This window comes from Pseudoxanthomonas taiwanensis (genome assembly GCF_010093135.1).
Taxonomy (GTDB): Bacteria; Pseudomonadota; Gammaproteobacteria; order Xanthomonadales; family Xanthomonadaceae; genus Pseudoxanthomonas; species Pseudoxanthomonas taiwanensis.
In genome coordinates, this window is record NZ_PDWK01000002.1 from 56,277 (window position 1) to 75,630 (window position 19,354).

The window sequence follows — 19,354 nt, forward strand, 5'->3', positions numbered from 1 at the left end:
CTCTCCCCGTCCGCGTGCGCAGGAAACCATGAGCATCGAGCAGCTTGCCGAGACCGCCCAGGCGATGGTCGCCCCGGGCAAGGGCATCATCGCGATCGACGAATCCACCGCCACCATCGGCAAGCGCTTTGCCGCGGTCGGTATCGAGAACACCGAGGAGAACCGCCGCGCCTACCGCGAGCTGCTGCTGACCACGCCGAAGCTGTCCGAGCACATCTCCGGCGCCATCCTCTACGACGAGACCCTGCGCCAGTCCACCCGCGACGGCGTGCCCTTCGCCAGATACATGGCCGAGCACGGCATGATCCCCGGAATCAAGGTGGACAAGGGCACCGTGCCGCTGGCCGGTTTCCCCGGCGAGCTGGTCACCGAGGGCCTGGACGGCCTGCGCGGCCGCCTGGAGGAGTACTACCGCCTGGGCGCGCGCTTCGCCAAGTGGCGTGCGGTGATCAACATCGGCGAGGACATTCCCACCGGCACCTGCATCGACGCCAACACCCACGCCCTGGCCCGCTACGCGGCGCTTTGCCAGGAGCAGGGCCTGGTGCCGATGGTCGAGCCGGAGGTGCTGATGGACGGCGACCACGACATCGAGACCTGCTACGAGGTCACCGAGGCCGTGCTGCGCTCGCTGTTCGCCGCCCTGTACGAGCAGAACGTGCTGCTGGAAGGCACCATCCTCAAGGCCTCGATGGTCATCTCCGGCAAGGACTGTCCGGAGCAGGCCGACGTGCAGGAGGTGGCCGAGTCCACCCTGATGTGCCTCAAGAGCACCGTGCCGGCGATCCTGCCGGGCATCGTGTTCCTGTCCGGCGGGCAGAGCGACGAGGCCGCCACCGCGCACCTGGACGCGATGAACCGCCTGGGCCCGAACCCGTGGCCGCTGAGCTTCTCCTACGGCCGGGCCATGCAGCAGGCCGCGCTGAAGCTGTGGGCCCAGGACATGCAGGGCAACTGGCGCAAGGCCCAGGAAACCGTCTACGCCCGCGCCCGCGACAACGGCCTGGCCGCGCTGGGCAGGTGGGAAGGCTGAAGGGCCGCGCCCGCCGTCCCTCCGGAGACGCCGGCCTCCGCGCCGGCGTTTCCCGGTCCCGGGGAGGGCCTATTCGGTTAGCATCTCGCCGCCGGGCTTGAACACCCAGGTGCGGGTCACGTGCAGGATGTCCACGCCGTCGCCGGCATCCGGCAGCGGCGGGAACGGTTCGGCCAGGTGGACGATGCGGATCGCGCTCTCGTCCAGCAGCGGGGTGCCGCTGGAGCGCAGGATGCGCGCGCTATCCACGCTGCCGTCGCGGCGCACGCCCACGCTCAGCACCACCTGGCCGCCCAGCCGGCGCCGGCGCGCCTCGTCCGGGTAGTTGAGGTTGCCGATCCGCTCGACCCGGTCCACCCAGGCCCGCAGGTAGTTGGCGTAGTGGTATTCCCGGGTACTGGCGGAGACGAACTTGCGGGTGGGGCGCCGGGCGTACAGCTCCGAGCGAAGGTAGACCTCGGCGGCCAGGCGCGCCATCTCCGCGTCGCGGGCGGCGCGCTCGGGGCTGACCGGCGGCAGCGGCGCGTCCACCGGCTGCTCGGGCTGGGCCACCGGCACCGGATCCCCGCCGCGGCGGGTGGCCACCACCCGGGCCTGCGGCGGCGGCGCCTCCATGGCGCTGGCGCGGGCCGGCTCCGGCGCTTGGCCGGGCTCGGCCAGCGGCACGCTGCCGGCCTGCATCTCGCGCGGACGCCGGGCCTGGTCGTGCTCGCCGCCGCCGCGGTTGTTGGCCTGGGCCAGGAAGTCGGCCTGCTCGGGCGTCAGCGGGGTGCTGGTCTGGCTGAAGATCACGTCCAGGGTCGGCACCATCGGCGCCTCGTCGCCGAAGGCGAAGCCCAGGCCCAGGACCAGGATGCCGTGGACCAGCAGCGACAGCACCACCGTGGCGTTCAGTCGCTGCTGCGGGCCGATCCGCGGCGGGGTGACGGGCGCCGTGCTCATGCCGGCGGTCCGGCCTCGATGGCGTCGAACAGGCGCCCGGCGATGTTGATGCCGAACTGGGCGTCCAGCTCGCGCACGCAGGTGGGGCTGGTGACGTTGACCTCGGTCAGCCAGTCGCCGATCACGTCCAGGCCGACGAAGCGCATGCCGCGCCGGCGCATCTCCGGGCCGACCTGGGCGGCGATCCAGCGGTCGCGCTCGGACAGCGGGCGACCCTCGCCGCGGCCGCCGGCGGCCAGGTTGCCGCGGAATTCGTCGCCCTGCGGGATGCGCGCCAGGCAGTACTCCACCGGCTCGCCGTCGATCAGCAGGATGCGCTTGTCGCCGTGGACGATCTCCGGGATGTAGCGCTGGGCCAGGGCGAGCCTGCGGCCGCCCCCGGTCAGGGTCTCCAGGATCACGTTCAGGTTGGGATCGCCGGGCTGGCTGAGGAAGATCGAGCGCCCGCCCATGCCGTCCAGGGGCTTGAGCACGACCTTGCCGTGCTCGATCGCGAAGGCCTTCAGCTCGGCCGGGTCGCGGCTGATCCGGGTCGGCGGGCAGCACTGCGGGAACAGCATCGCCGCCAGCTTCTCGTTGAAGTCGCGCAGGCCGCGCGGGTCGTTGACCACCTGCGCGCCGGCCAGGCGCGCCAGGTCCAGGATCTGGGTGTCGTACAGGTATTCGGCGTCGACCGGCGGGTCCTTGCGCATCAGCACCACCTGGCCGGGGCCGAAGGCCAGTTCCGCGAACCGCCCCAGCTCGTGCCAGCCGGCCGGATCCTCGCGCACCCGCAGCGGCGCGGCCACGGCCACCGCGCGGCCGTCGCGCACGGCCAGCCCGCCGGGACGCACATAGTGCAGGCGGTGCCCGCGCCGCTGGGCCTCCAGCAGCATCGCGAAGGTGGTGTCCTTGGCGATCTTGATCGACCCGATCGGGTCCATCACGACGATGACGTCCAGGGCCATGGCGCGCGGCAGCGGGGTAGGGACCTGCGATGGTAGCCGAAGGTGGCGCCGGCCGGCGCCGGCGCGGCCGGTTATTGCGACCGCCGCCGCATCCCGGCGTGTGCCGGACTTGACAGTATCGGGCCGTGCTGGGATATAGAGGCCTTCGCAGCGGCGCCGGGAGAAGCGCCGCGCGTACGGGGAATTCAGAAGGTGATGACTGAAAACACGGCCCCGCAGGGGGCACTGGATGGGCTTCGGGTCATGGTGATCGATGACTCCAAGACCATCCGCCGCACCGCCGAGACTCTGCTCAAGCGGGAGGGATGCGAGGTCGTCACCGCCGCCGACGGCTTCGAGGCCCTGGCCAAGATCGCCGACCAGCAACCGCAGATCATCTTCGTCGACATCATGATGCCGCGCCTGGACGGCTACCAGACGTGCGCGCTCATCAAGGGCAACCAGAAGTTCAAGTCGACGCCGGTGATCATGCTGTCGTCCAAGGACGGCCTGTTCGACAAGGCGCGCGGCCGCATCGTCGGGTCGGAACAGTACCTGACCAAACCGTTCACTCGCGAAGAGCTGCTTAGCGCCATCCGTACCTACGTCAACGCCTGACCGGGGGGCAGGCAACACCATGGCTCGAATCCTGCTGATCGAAGATTCGCCGACCGATCGTGCGGTTTTCACCCAGTGGCTGGAGCGCGACGGCCACGAGGTCCTGGTGGCGAGCAACGCCGAGGACGGCCTGACGCTGGCGCGCGAGCAGCAGCCGGACCTGGTGCTGATGGATGTCGTGCTGCCGGGCATGAGCGGCTTCCAGGCCACCCGCGCGCTGACCCGCGGCGAGGCCACCAGCAGGATCCCGGTGCTGATCGTCAGCACCAAGAGCATGGAGACCGACCGCGCCTGGGGCATGCGCCAGGGGGCGGTGGACTACATCGTCAAGCCTCCCCGCCAGGAGGAGCTTCTGGAGAGGATCAAGCAGCTGGTGAACGCCTGATGCGCACGCCCTTCGACATCCTGTCCGACTACGAGCGGCGCAGCCTCGCCCACGCGGTGCAGCTGCCGGCACGCGAACTGGGCAGGGATGTGTGGCGCGGGGTCGGCTACCGCATCGGCAGGCGCCGCCTGGTGTCGCAGTTCGGCGAGGTCGTGGAGATCCTGCCGATGCCGCCGGTCACCCCGGTGCCGGGCGCCCAGCCCTGGCTGCTGGGCATCGGCAACGTGCGCGGCAACCTGTTCCCGGTCATCGACCTGAAGCTGTTCCTGGAGGGCGAGCGCACCGTGCTGCACGAGGGGCAGCGGGTGCTGATCATGCGCCAGCAGGGCGGCGACGTGGCCCTCACCATCGACGAGCTGTACGGCCAGCGCAGCTTCGGCGAGGAGCAGGCCATCGACCCGGCGCCCCTGGCGCAGGGCCGCTACGCCCACTTCATCGACCGCGCGTTCCACGGCGACGACGCCGACTGGGGCGTGTTCTCCCTGTCGCGGCTGGCCCGCACTCCCGAATTCAGGCAAGCGGCGGCGTAAGCCGGCGCATCCGCATTCCGACGAGGCCGAAGAAGCATGAGTACTGCCCTTGAAACCTCCAAGACCAGTCGCCTGGGCGGCGTCAGCACCGGGTTCTGGCTGGTCCTGCTGGCGATCTCGGTGGTGGTGTTCGGCCTCAACACCGGCGTGGCCACCTGGCAGGCCAACCGCCTGGCCGGCGGCAGCACCTCGGCCGCGGACCTGCAGGTGCTGTCGCAGCAGCTGGCCAACCAGGGCCGCGACGCGGTGGCGGGCAACGCCGCGGCGTTCAAGGAATTCCGCGCCACCCGCGCGCAGATCGCGCGCGAGGTGGACTCCCTGCAGTCGCGCTTCGCCAACGAGCCGGTGATCTCCGGTCCGCTGGAGCGGCTGATGCAGACCTGGCGGCCGATGGCCACCCACGCCGGCCAGATCGAGGCGTCCGAACAGGCGGTGCTGGCGGTGTCCGGCAACGCCGACCGCTTCGTCGCCCGCGTCCCACAGCTGCAGGCCCAGCTCAACGAGGTGGTGCGCGCGATGACCGCCGGCGGCGCGCCGGCCACCCAGGTGTTCAACGCCCTGCAGCAGGTGGTGGTGGCCGGCACCATGGCCCGCCGCGTGACCGAGATCCGCGCCGGCGGCCCGGGCGCGGCCAGCGCCGGCGACGCGCTGACCCGCGACGCGCTGGTGTTCGGCCAGGTGCTCGACGGCCTGGCCAACGGCAACGAGGAGCTGGGCGTGGCCCCGGTGCGCAACGCCGCCGCGCAGGCGGCGCTGCAGCAGTCGCAGGCGCAGTGGGCGGAGATGCGCACCGACCTGGACGCGATCCTGGGCAGCTCGCGCGACCTGTTCGCCGCGCAGGCGGCCGCCGCCGGCATCCCCGGAAACGCCGGCCGCATGCTGGAGGACAGCCGGCGCCTGTTCGAGGCCTCCGCCCCCTTCGGCTCGGCCAACGACACCCGCCTGTTCCCGAACTTCTGGCTGGGCGTGGTCTCCGGCGCGCTGGCCCTGATCTCGCTGATCGGCTACGTGTGGAGCTCGGTGCGCAACCGCGCCCGCGAGCAGGAGGCCCGACTGCAGGCCCAGGTGGAGTTCAACAGCCGCAACCAGCAGGCGATCATGCGGCTGCTGGACGAGATCAGCTCGCTCGGCGAAGGCGACCTGACGGTGCGCGCCTCGGTGACCGAGGACATGACCGGCGCCATCGCGGACGCCATCAACTACGCCGTGGACGAGCTGCGCAACCTGGTGACCACGATCAACGACACCTCGGTGCAGGTGGCGGCCTCGTCGCAGGAGACCCAGGCCACGGCCCTGCAGCTGGCCGAGGCGGCCAACCACCAGGCCGAGCAGATCGCCGCCGCGTCCGAGCGCATCCGCGAGATCGCGGCGAGCATCGAACAGGTGTCGCGCAACTCCACCGAATCGGCCGAGGTGGCGCAGCGCTCGGTGCTCATCGCCGCCGAGGGCGCCGGCGTGGTGCGCGAGACCATCAACGGCATGGACCAGATCCGCGACCAGATCCAGGAGACCTCCAAGCGCATCAAGCGCCTGGGCGAGTCTTCCCAGGAGATCGGCTCGATCGTGGAACTGATCAACGACATTTCCGAGCAGACCAACATCCTGGCGCTCAACGCGGCCGTGCAGGCCGCCTCGGCGGGCGAGGCCGGCCGAGGCTTCGCGGTGGTGGCCGACGAAGTGCAGCGCCTGGCCGAACGCACCTCCAACGCGACCCGACGCATCGAAGGTCTGGTCCAGGCGATCCAGGCCGACACCAACGAGGCGGTCAGCTCGATGGAACAGACCACCGCCGAGGTGGTGTCCGGTGCCCGCCTGGCCGAGGACGCCGGTACCGCGCTGGCCGAGATCGAGCGCGTGTCCAATGACCTGAACGAGCTCATCAAGCGCATCTCGGTGGCGGCGCAGCAGCAGGCGGTGGCCGCGGCGGACATCACGCGCACGATGGACGTGATCCGCCAGATCACCGGCCAGACCTCGCGCGGCGCGGGGCAGACGGCCGAGTCGATCGGACACCTGGCGCAGCTGGCCGCGGACCTGCGCCGCTCGGTCGCCGACTTCAAGCTGCCGGCCTGACGGGAGGGGGAATGAGCATCGGTCGGTACATGCGCACGGGCCAGCTGGCAGGGGAGCGGCGATGAGTGCGCTGCGCGACGCCATGAGCCACGCCGTCCTCGGCTGGGTCAAGCCCGAGCTGGACGAGACCCTGCGCCAGGCGCGCGGCGAGATCGAGGCGTTCGTCGAGAACCCGGCCGACACCAGCCGCATGCGCTTCTGCGCGGGCTACCTGCACCAGGTGCAGGGCACCCTGCGCATGGTCGAGCTGTACGCCCCGGCCATGGTGGCCGAGGAAATGGAGCTGCTGGCGCAGGCGCTGCAGCACGGCGAGGCCGCCGACCGCGACGAGGCCTGCGCCACGCTGATGCGCGGCACCGTGCTGCTGCCGGACTACCTGGAACGCCTGCAGAACGGCCACCGCGACATCCCGATCGTGCTGCTGCCGCTGCTCAACGAGATCCGCGCCGCACGCGGCGAGCCGGGCCTGAGCGAGAGCGTGCTGTTCGCCCCGGACCTGACCGGTCCGCTGCCCGATTCGGTTCCGGCCACCTCGGCGCTGCCCTCGACCCAGCGCCTGGACCAGGCCGTGCGCGCCCGCGAGCGTTTCGAGCAGGCGCTGGCCGCCTGGCCGGAGGACGGCGCGCCCGCCGACGCCGCGGCCCTGGCCGAGGGCGCGGCGGCGATGCTGGAGAACACCGCCCACGAGGCCACCCGGCGCATGCTGTGGGTGCTGGCCTCGGCGGCCGAGGCGCTGCGCGACGGCGCGCTGCAGCCCGGCCCGGCGCTGCACGGCGCCTTCGCCGGCATCGCCCGCGCCGTGGCCCTGGCCCAGGAGGACGACACCCTGCCGGCCGAGTCGCGCGGCGTGGTCAGCCAGGAGCCGACCCGCCAGCTGCTGTTCCTGGTGGCGCAGGCGCGCGTGCCGCACCCGGCACTGGACGCGCTGCGCCAGGCCTTCGACCTGGACGCGCACATGCCCAGCGAGGCCGAGCTGGACCATGCCCGGGGCAGCCTGGCCGGCCGCAACCGCGAGCTGCTCAACACCGTCGGCAGTGCGGTCAAGGAGGAGCTGCTGCGGGTCAAGGACGCGCTGGACCTGCACCTGCGCACCGGCGGCGATCCGGCCGCCCTGCAGCCGCAGGCCGCCGACCTGGCGCGGGTGGCCGACACCCTGGGCATGCTCGGCCTGGGCGTGGCCCGCGACGTGGTACTGCAGCAGCGCGCCGCGCTGGAGGCCATCGCCCGCGGCGAGGCGCCGGCCACCGAGGGTGCGCTGCTGGACATCGCCGGCGCACTGCTCTACGTGGACGCCTCGCTGGACGAGCAGGTCGCGCGCCTGGGCGCGCCGGCCGAGGATGCGGCCGAAGACGCGGCCGTGGCCGAGACCCGGCGCACGGTGGAGGTGCTGGCGCACGAGGCCATCGCCAACTTCGCCGCCGCGCGCGAGCACTTCGTCGCCTTCATCGAGACCAACTGGGACCACGGCCGCCTGGCCGAGGTCCCGCGCCTGCTGGAGGAGGTGGCCGGCGCGCTGCGCATCCTTGAGCTGGACCAGCCGGCCGACTATCTGGAAGGCGTGCGTCGCTACGTGGCCGAGGAACTGATCGCCCGCCGCCGCGTGCCCAGCAGCCGCCAGCTGGACACCCTGGCCGACGCCATGGCCAGCCTGGAGTACTACCTGGAGGCGCTGCGCGACCGTCGCCCCAACCGCGACGAGATCCTGGAGATCGCGCGCAGCAGCCTGGAGAACCTGCACTACTGGCCGCTGCCGCCGCAGCACGAGGCGCAGGCCGGCCCGGCCGCGGCCCCGCCGCCGGCCGTGGAGGCCGCGCCCGCCGCGGAGGTTCCGCCGGCCGCGCCCGCGAAGGCCGCGCCGCCGGTGCCCGAGGGTCTGGCCTGGGAGGTCGCCGAGCTGGAGCGCCCGAGCATCCCCACCTTGGACGACGCGGCCCTGGGCGGCACTCTCGAGGTGGCCGCCATCGGCGCGCCCGAGCCGGAGCCGCTGGCCATCCCGCCGCTGGAGGTCGAGCTGCCGCCGCTGGAGACGGAGCCAGTGCAGGCGCCGTCCACCGTCGAGTACAACCTCGGCTTCGACCCGGTCGCCGCCGAGTACGATGCGACGGCGCCGGAACCGGCCGCCGCCGCGGCCGGGCCGGCGGCCCCCGACGTCCCCGCCACACAGACTGATGCCGCCGCGGCCGATGCCGGCATCGGCCCGGTCCAGGCCGGCGGCCGGGACGTGGCCGCCACCGGCGTGCCGGGCGAAGCCGCGCCGCCGGCCGCAGCTCCGGCCGGTGCCGTGCCGCCGCCGGCCGGCGACGGCCTGTCCGGCCAGTGGCTGGACCTGACCCTCAAGGTGATCCCCACCATCGTCCGTCCGGGCGAGGCGCCGGCCGGGGCCGATGCGGCCGCCGGTGGCGATGCCATCCCGGCCGCGGACGCCGGCCCGGCCGACGCCGGCGGCACGCTGCCGGAGCCGGAGCCCGTGGCGGCTGACGGCCTGGCGGTGGATCCCGCCGGAGACGGGGACGCGGACGCCAGCGCGCTGCTGGCCGAGATCTCCGCCGCCGCCGCGGAGCTGCCCGTGGGCGGCCCGGCGCCGGCCGTTTCCGACGGGGCGGCCGCGCCCGCAGCGCCGGCGGCCCCCGCCGCACCGGCGGCTCCCGCCGCGTCCGACGCGGCCGCGGCCATGCACGGCGGCTTCGAGCACAGCGACGAGATCGATTCGGACATCCGCGAGGTGTTCCTCGAGGAGTTCGAGGAGGAGCGCGCCAACCTGGCGCGCCTGGTGCCGTACTGGCTGGCCGCGCAGGACGACCTGGAGCGCCTGCGTGCCGTGCGCCGCGTGTTCCACACCCTCAAGGGCAGCGGCCGCCTGGTGGGCGCGCGCGCCCTGGGCGAGTTCAGCTGGAAGATCGAGAGCATGCTCAACCGCGTGCTCGACGGCACCCGCCCGCCGAGCGCCGCGGTCGCGGCGATGGTGCAGCAGGCCTGCGAGGTGCTGCCGCTGCTGGACGCCGCACTGCGCGGCCAGGCCCCGCTGACCGTGGACCTGGCCGGCATGGAGGCGGTGGCCGAGCGCATCGCCGCGGGCGAGGAGGCCTTCTACGTGGCGCCGACCGCCGCCGTGGTGGCCACCGACACCGTCACCCCCGTGCCTGCCGCCGGACCCCGCGCCGAGGAGGAGGAAGGCACACCGGCCTCGGTGGACAGCGTGCTGCGCGAGATCCTCGAGGCCGAGGTCGCCCAGCACCTGGAGACCGTGGATGCCTGGCTGGCGTGCGCGCGCCCGGTGCCGCAGCCGGTGACCGAGGCGCTGCTGCGCGCCATCCACACCATGAACGGCGCGTTCGCGATGACCGACGTGCCGGAGATCACCGCCGTCACCGACGCGGCCGAGAGCTTCGTCAAGCGCTCGCTGGCCGCCGGCCGCGTGCCCGGGGCCGAGGGCGTGGACGCCATCGCCGCCGCCGCCGAGGCCATCCGCGGCTGCGTGCGCGCGCTGCAGGCCGAATCGCCGCGCATCCCGCGCCAGGCCGCGCTGGCCGCGCGCCTGGGGGCGCTGGCCGCGGCCCTGCCCGAGGCGCGCTGGCCGCAGCCGGCCCCGGACGAGCTGGACGAACTGGAGCCGCCGCTGCAGGTCCCGCCGGCCGGTTCCGCCGAACTCACCGGCGCAGAGGACCTGAGCGCCTACCTGGCGCCGGAGTTCGCCGTGGAAGAGCCCGTGCAGGGCGCCGCCACGGACGAGCCGGAAGCCGCGGCCGGAGTCTCCGCCGCCGTGCCGGAGGCCCCGCCGGAGCCGGCGGCCGCGACGCCCGCTCCGTCCGAGGCCGCCACGGCCGGCGTGGAGATGCCGGCCGCGGACACCCTCGAAGCGCCGGCCGCCGAAGAACCCGCCATCCAGGTTGCCGCCCCCGCCGATGTGGACGCGCACGCGGATGTCCCCGCTGCCGCGCAGGAGGAGGCGGCTGCCGCGGAGACCGCGGTGCAGACCGAGGAATCCGCCGCCGCTGGCGCCACGGACCAGGCCGGTCCGGCCGCCGGAGTGGCGGCCGAAGGCTTGGACGTGACGCCCGTGGAGGAGGCCGTCGCACCGGCCGCGGAGGCTCCCGCCGGATCCCCCGACTCCGCCATCGGCGTGGCCGGGGCCGCCGGAGCGGAAGCGGTTGCCCGGGAGGAGGCCGGCGTGCCGGCCACGATGGCGGAGGACCATGTCCCGGCGCAGGAACCGGCCCCGCTGGAGCCGGCTGCCGTGGCCCCGTCCGCGTCTGCCCCGTCCGTGCCCGCCGCGGCGGAAGCGGAAGCGCCCGTGGAGGCCGGGGAGGCCATGCTCGATTTCAGCGAGCTGGACCGCGACCTGGTCGACATCTTCGTCGAGGAGGGCGCGGACCTGCTCGACCACGTCGACCGCCTGCTGCAGGACCTGCGCGAGGATCCGGCCTCGCGCGAGACCATCGTCGGCCTGCAGCGCGACCTGCACACGCTCAAGGGCGGTGCGCGCATGGCCGGCATCACCACCATCGGCAACCTCGGCCACGTGATCGAGTCGCTGCTGGAAGGCGCGGCCGAGCAGCGCCTGGAGCTGGGCCGCGCCGACGTGGAGCTGCTCGAGCGCGGTTTCGACACCCTGCACCGTCTGCTGGTGCAGACCCGCGCGCACCGCGTGACCCGCATGCCGCAGGCGCTGATCGACGAGTTCGAGGCGCGCATCCGCGGCGAGGCCTATGTGCCGGCGGCCGCGCAGCGCTCGGCCGAGGCCGACTATGTCTCCCAGCTGACCAGCGCCGCCGCGCCCGCGGCGGAGGAACCGGCCGCCGCCGCGCCCGCGGAGCCGGTCCCGGCGCCGCAGCCGGCCCCGGCACAGCCGGCTGTGCCCGCGCCGCAGACCGCCTGGGTCGCCACCACGCCGCTGTCGGCGCCGATCGAGGAAGCACCCGCGCCGGCCGCCGAGGACGGCGTGGCGCGGCCGCCGCAGGAGCAGGTGCGCGTGCGCGCCGACCTGCTCGACAACCTGGTGAACTTCGCCGGCGAGGTGGCGATCTACCGCTCGCGCCTGGAGCAGCAGATGGGCGCGTTCCGCGCCGCCCTGGCCGAGCTGGAACGCACCAACACCCGCCTGCGCGACCAGCTGCGCCGCCTGGACCTGGAGACCGAGGCGCAGATCGTGGCGCGCTACCAGCGCGAGCAGGACAGCGCCGACCCGACCTTCGACCCGCTGGAGCTGGACCGCTTCTCCACGCTGCAGCAGCTCAGCCGCGCGCTGAACGAGTCGGCGGCCGACCTGTCCGGCCTGCAGGGCGTGCTCGACGAGCTGGCGCGCCAGTACGACGCCCTGCTGCAGCAGCAGTCGCGCGTGAGCGCGGAGCTGCAGGACGGCCTGATGAGCGCGCGCATGGTGCCGTTCGACAGCATCGTGCCGCGCCTGCGCCGCGTGGTGCGGCAGTCGGCGCACGACACCGGCAAGCAGGTGCAGCTGCGCCTGGACGGTACCCACGGCGAGCTGGACCGCAACGTGCTCGACCGCATGGTCGCGCCGCTGGAGCACATGCTGCGAAACGCGGTTGCCCATGGTCTGGAGCGCCCGGACGAGCGCCGCGCCGCCGGCAAGGCGGAGGAAGGCACCATCACCATCGCCCTGCGCCGCGAGGGTTCGGAAATCGTGCTGCAGGTGGGCGACGACGGCCGCGGCCTGGACCGCGCCGCGATCCGCCGCCGCGCCGAGCAGCGCGGCCTGGTCAAGCCCGACGCCGTGCTTACCGACGCCGAGCTGGATTCGCTGATCTTCGAGTCCGGCTTCACCACCTCCGAGCAGGTCAGCCAGCTGGCCGGCCGCGGCGTGGGCATGGACGTGGTGCGCAACGAGGTGCGCCAGCTCGGCGGCACCGTGGAGATCGACTCGGTGGCCGGCCGTGGCACCGTGTTCACCCTGCGCCTGCCGCAGACCCTGGCGGTGACCCAGGCGGTGTTCGTGCAGATCGGCGAGACCACCTACGCGGTGCCGGTGGCCTCGGTCAGCGGCATCGGCCGCATCTCGCGCGAGCGCTTCGAGGCGGGCGTGGGCGGTTACCGCTACGCCGGCGAGGAATACACGCTCTATGACCTGGGCCTGCTGGTCGGCCAGGGCCCGGCCAAGGCCGAGGGCCAGGCGCAGGTGCCGCTGCTGCTGGTGCGCGCCGGCGACCTGCGCGCGGCCGTGGCCATCGACCAGGTGATCGGCAACCGCGAGATCGTGGTCAAGCCGGTGGGCCTGCAGATCGCCTCGATCCCGGGCATCTACGGCGCCACCATCACCGGCGACGGCCGCGTGGTGGTGATCCTGGACGTGGCCCCGCTGGTGCGCCGCCACCTGGCGCAGCCGGAGCGCCCGGCCGCCGCGGTCCCGCCGCAGCAGCAGCGCTACGCGCCGCTGGTGATGGTGGTGGACGACTCGCTGACCATGCGCAAGGTCACCGGCCGCGTGCTGGAGCGCCACAACTTCGAGGTGGTGACCGCGCGCGACGGCGTCGAGGCGCTGGAGCGGCTGGAGGAGCGCGTCCCCGACCTGATGCTGCTGGACATCGAGATGCCGCGCATGGACGGCTACGAGCTGGCCACGGCCATGCGCGCCGACCCGCGCTTCCGCGAGGTGCCGATCATCATGATCACCTCGCGTACCGGCGACAAACACCGCCAGCGCGCCTTCGAGATCGGCGTGCAGCGCTATCTGGGCAAGCCCTACCAGGAGCTGGACCTGATGCGCAACGTCTACGACCTGCTGGGTATTGCCCGTGTCCGAGAGTGAGACCCCCAAGCCGGTGGCCCTGCTGGCCCGTCCCGGCCAGGCGCGCGAGCGCCTGCGCCAGGCGCTGGAGGCGGCCGGCGCCCGCATCGTGCTGGAAGAGGACCCCTGCGCGCTGGACCCGGCCGCGCTGCAGGCCGCCGCGCCGCAGGCGGTGCTGGTGGCCCTGGAGCCGGCGGTGGAGGACGCGCTGGAGAAGCTGGACCCGGTGCTGCAGGCGCCGGGCGTGCTGGCCATCTTCGACGAGGCCGACCTGGCCGCGCGCCGCGAGGGCTGGGAGGCGCAGCGCTGGATCCGCCACCTGGCGGCCAAGCTCAACGGCCACGACGACGTGCTGCCGCCCGGCCACGAGGCCGACCTGGTGCTGGACGTGCGGCCGCCGCCACTGCTGCGTGACGAGCCGGTGGTGGACGCGGCGCCGTTCGCGCCGCACCTGGCCGAGGCTGCCCTGCACGCCGGGCGCCTGCCGTCGGACACCCTGCCGGGCAGGCGCCAGGACGAAGGCCTGCCGCCGCCGTCGGAATGGTCCCTGGTCGATCCGGTCGAGGCGTCCGGCGGCCCGCGCAGCGTGGCTCCGCCGCCGCTGCCGGACTTCTCGCACCTGGAGCTGGTGCCGGTGGAGGAACCGGGCGCCAGCGTGGCCGGTGCGGTGCTGGTGATCGCCGGCATCGGCGGCCCGGACGCGCTGCGCAAGCTGCTGGCCGAGATGACGCCGGGATTCAGACGGCCGGTGCTGGTGCAGCTGCGCCTGGACGGCGGCCGCTACGACAACCTGGTCAAGCAGATGGCGCGCGTCTCGGTGCTGCCGGTGGCCATGGCCATGCCCGGCGACGCCGTGGCGGCCGGCACGGTGTACGTGCTGCCCGACGGCGTGGGCCTGGAGATGCGCGGGGGCGTGCTGCGCTTCGCCGACGTGGACGCGGCCCACGAGCCGCTGGCGGTGCTGCCGCCGGCCGAGAGCGCGGTGGTGGTGCTCAGCGGCGCCCTGCCGGCGCGGATGGATGCGGCGCTGGCGCTGGCCATGCGCGGCGGCCTGGCCCTGGGCCAGGCGCTGGAGGGTTGCTACGACGCCAACGCGGTCAAGCTGCTGGCCGCCGGCGGCGGCGAGCTGGGCACGCCGGCGGAGCTGGCCACGCGCCTGGCCGAGCGCTGGGGCTGAGCGGACGGAGCAGGAATACGGCATGGCATACAAGAGCGACGAGATCCGCGGCGTCATGATCCCGGTGGGGACCGAGCGCCTGCTGCTGCCCAACGCCACCGTCGCCGAGGTGCTGGCGCGGGTGGAGGTGGAGCCGGTGGCCGGGGCGCCGGAGTGGCTGGCCGGGCGCATCGCCTGGCACGGCTGGCAGGTGCCGATGATCGTGTTCTCGCGCCTGGCCGGGCTGGGCGAGGACCCGGGCGCGGGCCTGCGCCGCCGCGCGGTGGTGCTCAAGGCCCTGGGTGGCGATCCGGAACTGCCGTACTTCGCCCTGGAGACGGCGGCCCTGCCGCAGCTGGTGGCGGTGCCGCGCGACAGCCTGCTGGCCGACGCGAGCGAGGAGGACCTGCCGCGCGGCGTGCAGATGCGCGTGCTGCTGGGCGAGCAGGGCGCGCTGCTGCCGGATCTGGAAGGCGTGGAGAAGATGATCGGCCAGGCACTGGCGGCCGTGGCCGCCTGACGCCGGCCCGGCGGTTCACAGGTCGCCGAACCGGGCCTGCAGCGCGGCGATCGCCGCCAGCCCCGCCGTTTCCGTGCGCAGGATGCGCGGCCCCAGGCGCAGGCCGATGAAGCCGGCCGCCTGCAGCACGCCCAGGTCGCGCGGCGACCAGCCGCCCTCCGGGCCGATGGCGATGCACAGCCGCGTCCCGGCTTCCGGCAGCGACTGCAGGCGGGGCCCGCCCTGCGGGTCCAGCACCCGGCGCAGGCCGCCTTCGGGCAGGGCCGCCGCGGCGTCGGCCAGCCCGGCCGGTGCCGCCAGCGTGGGCACGCGCGCGCGGCCGCACTGCTCGCAGGCCGATTCCAGCACGCTGCGCCAGTGCTCCAGGCGCTTCTCCGCGCGCTGCGCGTCCAGGCGCACCTCGGTGCGCTCGGCATGCACCGGCACCACCGCGGCCACGCCCAGCTCGGTGGCCTTCTGCAGGATCAGGTCCATCTTCTCGCCGCGGGCGATGCCCTGCAGCAGGATGACGTGCAGCGGCGATTCGTTGGCCACCGGCGTGGCTTCCAGCACCCGCGCGCGCACCTCGCGCTTGCCCACCGCGGCCAGCCGCGCGGCGTAGTCGTGGCCGTCGCCGTTGAACAGCACGCAGGGCGCGCCCTCGCGCAGGCGCAGCACGCGGGTCAGGTGGGCGGCGGCGCGTTCGGGCAGGACGACCTCGCCGCCGGGCTGCAGCGGCAGGTCCACGTGGCAGCGGGTCAGGCGCATGAGGTGGACTCGGAGATGGCGGTGGCGGTGGCCTCGGCCAGCAGCTGCAGCTGGGCCTCGTCCACGCAGTAGGGTGGCATCCAGTAGAGCACGTCGCCCAGCGGGCGCAGCAGCACGCCGCGCTCCAGCGCGGCGCGGTAGGCGCGCAGGCCGATGCGCAGGGCCGGGTCGAACGGGGTGGAACGGTCGCCGTCGCGGGTCAGCTCGAAGGCCACCACCATGCCGGCCTGGCGCACGTCGGCCACGTGCCGGCTGCCGGCGCCGACCTGCGCGGCCAGCGTGGCCATGCGTGCGGCGGTGGCGCGGTTGCGCTCCAGCACCGCGTCGGTCCCGAAGATGTCCAGCGAGGCCAGCGCCGCGGCGCAGGCCAGCGGGTTGCCGGTGTAGCTGTGCGAGTGCAGGAAGGCGCGCTCGCGCGAGTCGTCCAGGAAGCCGTCGTACAGCTCCTGGGTGGCCAGCACCGCGGCCAGCGGCAGGAAGCCTCCGGTCAGGCCCTTGGACAGGCACAGCAGGTCCGGCATCACCCCGGCCTGCTCGCAGGCGAACATGGTGCCGGTGCGGCCGAAGCCGGTGGCGATCTCGTCGGCGATCATGAACGCGCCGTGGGCGTCGCACAGCTCGCGCACCCGGCGCACGTAGGAGGCGTCGTGCATGCGCATGCCGCCGGCGCACTGCAGGCGCGGCTCCAGGATCACCGCGCAGATCTCGCCCGGGTGGCGGTCGAACAGGTCGGCCAGGCGATCGGCGGCGTAGGCGGCGCGCTGCACCGGGGTTTCCCCGGGGGCGGCCAGCCAGGCGTCCGGGGAGGGCGCGAACAGGGCCTCGGCCAGCAGCGGCGCGTACACCCGCCGGTACAGCGGGATGTCGCCCACCGCCAGCGCGCCCAGGGTCTCGCCGTGGTAGCCGTTCTCCAGGGCCACGAACCTGGTGCGCTGCTCCTCGCCGCGGTTGCGGAACCAGTGGAAGGCCATCTTCAGCGCCACTTCCACCCCGGCCGAGCCGTTGTCGGCGTAGAACACCTTGGCCAGCGGCGGGCGCCCGGGCTGGCGCGGGGCGATGGCCAGCAGGCGCTCGGCCAGCTCCACCGCCGGGGCGTGCGAGAACCCGGCCAGGATCACCTGCTCCAGGGTGCGGGCCTGGCGCGCCACCGCCTCGGCGATGCGCGGCTCGGCGTGGCCGTGCAGGTTGGTCCACCAGCTGCTGACCGCGTCCAGGTAGCGGCGGCCGTCGCGGCCGACCAGCCAGGCGCCCTCGCCGCGCTCGACCGGCACCAGCGGCAGCAGGTCCGGGTGCTCGCGCATCTGCGTGCACGGGTGCCAGAGCACGGCCAGGTCGCGCGCGCGCCATGCTTCCGCGGTTCCCGCGGGCGGAGGGTCTGCTAGCATTCGGGGTTCATGGACACGTCCACCCATCCGCTCATCATATCGGCCGCCGCCCGGCGACGCCGCAGGGGTATGCGGTGAGCCGGCGCCTTCCCACGATCCACGGGGTCGAATCGGTCGAGGCCGGGCCGTTCCGGCTCGAGCGCCTGGATCTGGAGTTCTCCAACGGCGAACGCCGCCGCTTCGAACGCACCGTCAGCCACGGCCACGGCGCGGTGGTGGTGGTGCCGATGCTCGACGACGACACCGTGCTGCTGGTGCGCGAGTACGCCGCCGGCATGCACCGCTACGAGTTGGGCCTGGTGAAGGGCCGGATCGACGCCGGCGAGACCCCGGAGCAGGCGGCCGACCGCGAGCTGAAGGAGGAGGCCGGCTACGGCGCCCGGCGCCTGGACGTGCTGCGCGCGCTGACCCTGGCACCCACCTACATGAGCCACGTGTCCTGGCTGGTGGTCGCGCGCGACCTGTATCCCGAGCGTCTCCCCGGCGACGAGCCGGAGGAGCTGGAAGTCGTTCCCTGGAAACTTCAGGACCTGGACAAGCTGATGTTGCGAGAGGATTTCTCCGAAGGACGTTCCCTGGCGGCGCTGTTCATCGCCCGCGAATGGCTGGGGCGCCGCTGATGCGCATCACCGTGGACCTGCGCGAGGCGGTGATCGCGCTCGCGCGCCAGGCCGGTGCGGCCATCATGGAGGTCTACGAGAAGGAATTCGACGTAACGCACAAGGAGGATGCCAGCCCGCTGACCGCCGCCGACCTGGCCGCGCACCGGATCATCGTCGAAGGGCTGGAGAAGCTGACCCCGGGCCTGCCGGTGCTGTCCGAGGAATCGGCCGACGTGCCGTGGGAGACGCGGCGCCACTGGCCCAGCTACTGGCTGGTGGACCCGCTCGACGGCACCCGCGAATTCGTCAAGCGCAACGGCGAGTTCAGCGTCAACATCGCCCTGATCGTGCAGGGCGCGCCGACGCTGGGCGTGGTGCAGTCGCCGGTGGGCGGGCAGGTCTGGCACGCCGTGCGCGGCGAGCAGGCCTACCGCCGCGACGGCTGGCGCGACGAGCCGCTGCGCGTGCGCGCCCCGGCCACCGCGCCGCTGCGGGTGGCCGCCAGCCGTTCGCACCGCGACGCCCGCACCGAGGCGGTGCTCGGGCGCATGGGCCCGATCGAGGAGGTGGCGCTGGGCTCCTCGCTGAAGTTCTGCCGCATCGCCGAGGGCGCGCTGGACGTGTACCCGCGCTTCGGTCCGACCTCGGAGTGGGACACCGCCGCCGGGCAGTGCGTGCTGCACGCCGCCGGTGGCGCCCTGCTGGCGGTGGAGACGGGCAAGCCGTTCCGCTACAACCGCCGCGAGACGCTGGTCAACGGCGACTTCATCGCGCTGGGCGATCCCGATCTGCCCTGGCGCGACTGGGTGTGAGCGCGCGGCCGGCGCCGCGCCATCGCCTTGTCCGCGGCGACACGCTACAGTCGGCGCATGGATGACATGCGCCGACCGATCGACCGCCTGCTCGGCATCATGGCCCGCCTGCGCGACCCGCAGGGCGGCTGCCCGTGGGATCTGGAGCAGGATTTCTCCACCATCGCCCCGTACACGATCGAGGAGGCCTACGAGGTGGCCGACGCGATCGACCGCGGCGACATGCAGGCACTGAAGGACGAGCTGGGCGACCTGCTGCTGCAGGTGGTGTTCCATGCCCGCATGGCCGAGGAGCAGGGCGCGTTCGCCTTCGATGACGTGGCCACCGCGATCGCCGACAAGATGGTGCGCCGGCACCCGCACGTGTTCGGCGAGGCCAGCTTCGCCGACGCCGAGGAGCAGACCCGCAGCTGGGAGGCGATCAAGCGCGCCGAGCGCGAGGCCGCCGGCGAGGAGGACCGCTCGGCCCTGGCCGGGATCTCGCGTGGCCAGCCGGAATGGCAGCGCGCGGTGAAGCTGCAGGCGCGCGCCGCGCGGGTCGGCTTCGACTGGCCCGGCCCGGAGCCGGTGCTGGACAAGCTGCAGGAGGAGCTGGAGGAGGTGCGCGCCGAGTTCGCCCGCGGCGACGCGGCCGCCAACCGCGCGCGCCTGCAGGAGGAGATCGGCGACCTGCTGTTCGTCTGCGCCAACCTGGCCCGCCACACCGGTGTGGACGTGGGCGCGGCGTTGCGCCAGGCCAACCTCAAGTTCGAACGCCGTTTCCGCGCCATGGAGGCGCTGGCCGAGGCCGACGGCACCCCGCTGCACACCCTGGACCTGCAGGCCCAGGACGCCTACTGGGAGCGGGCCAAGCGCCGCGAGCGCGGCCAGCCCGGTTGACGGG

Annotated in this window: 14 protein-coding genes and 2 pseudogenes; 12 read left to right on the plus strand and 4 right to left on the minus strand. The window is 73.8% G+C overall.

Annotated elements, in window-relative coordinates; translation table 11 throughout:
• Nucleotides 1–28: 28 nt before the first annotated feature.
• Nucleotides 29–1,033: a class I fructose-bisphosphate aldolase gene (locus CR938_RS00845; RefSeq protein WP_162123187.1), complete on the plus strand. Its 1,005-nt coding sequence runs from the start codon at nucleotides 29–31 to the stop codon at nucleotides 1,031–1,033.
• A 69-nt stretch (nucleotides 1,034–1,102) separates the two neighbouring features.
• Here CR938_RS00845 and CR938_RS00850 read toward each other — a convergent pair whose 3' ends face one another.
• Entirely contained in the window at nucleotides 1,103–1,975 is an 873-nt protein-coding gene (locus CR938_RS00850) for an energy transducer TonB family protein (RefSeq protein ID WP_162123188.1), read from the minus strand.
• Nucleotides 1,972–2,922, minus strand: a complete 951-nt coding sequence (gshB, locus tag CR938_RS00855; protein ID WP_162123189.1) for a glutathione synthase — start codon at nucleotides 2,920–2,922, stop codon at nucleotides 1,972–1,974. Before gshB ends, CR938_RS00850 begins: the two co-directional genes overlap by 4 nt.
• Before the next feature lie 195 nt (nucleotides 2,923–3,117).
• Here gshB and pilG point away from each other — a divergent pair, with 195 nt between their 5' ends.
• The 8 genes and pseudogenes from pilG to CR938_RS00890 all read left to right on the plus strand — a co-directional run bounded on the left by pilG (nucleotide 3,118) and on the right by CR938_RS00890 (nucleotide 14,925).
• Nucleotides 3,118–3,519, plus strand: a complete 402-nt coding sequence (pilG, locus tag CR938_RS00860) for a twitching motility response regulator PilG (protein WP_162123190.1) — start codon at nucleotides 3,118–3,120, stop codon at nucleotides 3,517–3,519.
• A 19-nt stretch (nucleotides 3,520–3,538) separates the two neighbouring features.
• The gene (locus CR938_RS00865; RefSeq protein WP_162123191.1) at nucleotides 3,539–3,904 is read left to right on the plus strand and encodes a response regulator; all 366 of its coding nucleotides are present in this window, start codon (nucleotides 3,539–3,541) and stop codon (nucleotides 3,902–3,904) included.
• Nucleotides 3,904–4,434 (plus strand): chemotaxis protein CheW, encoded by a 531-nt coding sequence (locus CR938_RS00870; RefSeq protein WP_162123192.1) that lies wholly within the window; start codon nucleotides 3,904–3,906, stop codon nucleotides 4,432–4,434. The genes CR938_RS00865 and CR938_RS00870 overlap by 1 nt, the downstream gene beginning before the upstream one ends.
• A 36-nt stretch (nucleotides 4,435–4,470) precedes the next feature.
• A complete protein-coding gene (locus CR938_RS00875) occupies nucleotides 4,471–6,507 on the plus strand; it encodes a methyl-accepting chemotaxis protein (protein ID WP_162123193.1) in 2,037 nt (678 codons plus the stop codon).
• Between the two features lie 61 nt (nucleotides 6,508–6,568).
• Nucleotides 6,569–8,290: pseudogene (locus tag CR938_RS14985) on the plus strand (FimL-related protein); the annotation flags it as partial.
• A gap of 828 nt (nucleotides 8,291–9,118) precedes the next feature.
• Nucleotides 9,119–13,270: pseudogene (locus CR938_RS00880) on the plus strand (Hpt domain-containing protein); the annotation flags it as partial.
• Complete coding sequence (locus tag CR938_RS00885) at nucleotides 13,257–14,426, plus strand: chemotaxis protein CheB (protein WP_246190924.1); 1,170 nt, start codon at nucleotides 13,257–13,259, stop codon at nucleotides 14,424–14,426. The pseudogene CR938_RS00880 and the gene CR938_RS00885, both read left to right, overlap by 14 nt.
• A gap of 22 nt (nucleotides 14,427–14,448) precedes the next feature.
• The gene (locus tag CR938_RS00890; RefSeq protein WP_162123195.1) at nucleotides 14,449–14,925 is read left to right on the plus strand and encodes a chemotaxis protein CheW; all 477 of its coding nucleotides are present in this window, start codon (nucleotides 14,449–14,451) and stop codon (nucleotides 14,923–14,925) included.
• A 15-nt stretch (nucleotides 14,926–14,940) separates the two neighbouring features.
• On the opposite strand, the gene CR938_RS00895 is transcribed toward CR938_RS00890, so the two are convergent.
• Both CR938_RS00895 and bioA read right to left on the minus strand, forming a co-directional pair.
• Nucleotides 14,941–15,672 (minus strand): 16S rRNA (uracil(1498)-N(3))-methyltransferase, encoded by a 732-nt coding sequence (locus CR938_RS00895; protein WP_162123196.1) that lies wholly within the window; start codon nucleotides 15,670–15,672, stop codon nucleotides 14,941–14,943.
• Nucleotides 15,663–17,084 carry an adenosylmethionine--8-amino-7-oxononanoate transaminase gene (gene bioA / locus CR938_RS00900; protein ID WP_162123197.1) on the minus strand — a complete coding sequence of 474 codons (1,422 nt, stop codon included), beginning with the start codon at nucleotides 17,082–17,084 and terminating at the stop codon, nucleotides 15,663–15,665. The genes CR938_RS00895 and bioA overlap by 10 nt, the downstream gene beginning before the upstream one ends.
• A gap of 47 nt (nucleotides 17,085–17,131) precedes the next feature.
• Between bioA and nudE the strand changes: the two genes are divergently transcribed.
• The 3 genes from nudE (at nucleotide 17,132) to mazG (ending at nucleotide 19,350) form a co-directional block, all read left to right on the plus strand.
• Nucleotides 17,132–17,677 (plus strand): ADP compounds hydrolase NudE, encoded by a 546-nt coding sequence (gene nudE / locus CR938_RS00905; RefSeq protein ID WP_170296509.1) that lies wholly within the window; start codon nucleotides 17,132–17,134, stop codon nucleotides 17,675–17,677.
• The gene (cysQ, locus tag CR938_RS00910) at nucleotides 17,677–18,471 is read left to right on the plus strand and encodes a 3'(2'),5'-bisphosphate nucleotidase CysQ (RefSeq protein ID WP_425502390.1); all 795 of its coding nucleotides are present in this window, start codon (nucleotides 17,677–17,679) and stop codon (nucleotides 18,469–18,471) included. Before nudE ends, cysQ begins: the two co-directional genes overlap by 1 nt.
• Nucleotides 18,472–18,537: 66 nt before the next feature.
• Nucleotides 18,538–19,350 (plus strand): nucleoside triphosphate pyrophosphohydrolase, encoded by an 813-nt coding sequence (gene mazG / locus CR938_RS00915; protein ID WP_162123199.1) that lies wholly within the window; start codon nucleotides 18,538–18,540, stop codon nucleotides 19,348–19,350.
• Nucleotides 19,351–19,354: the final 4 nt, after the last annotated feature.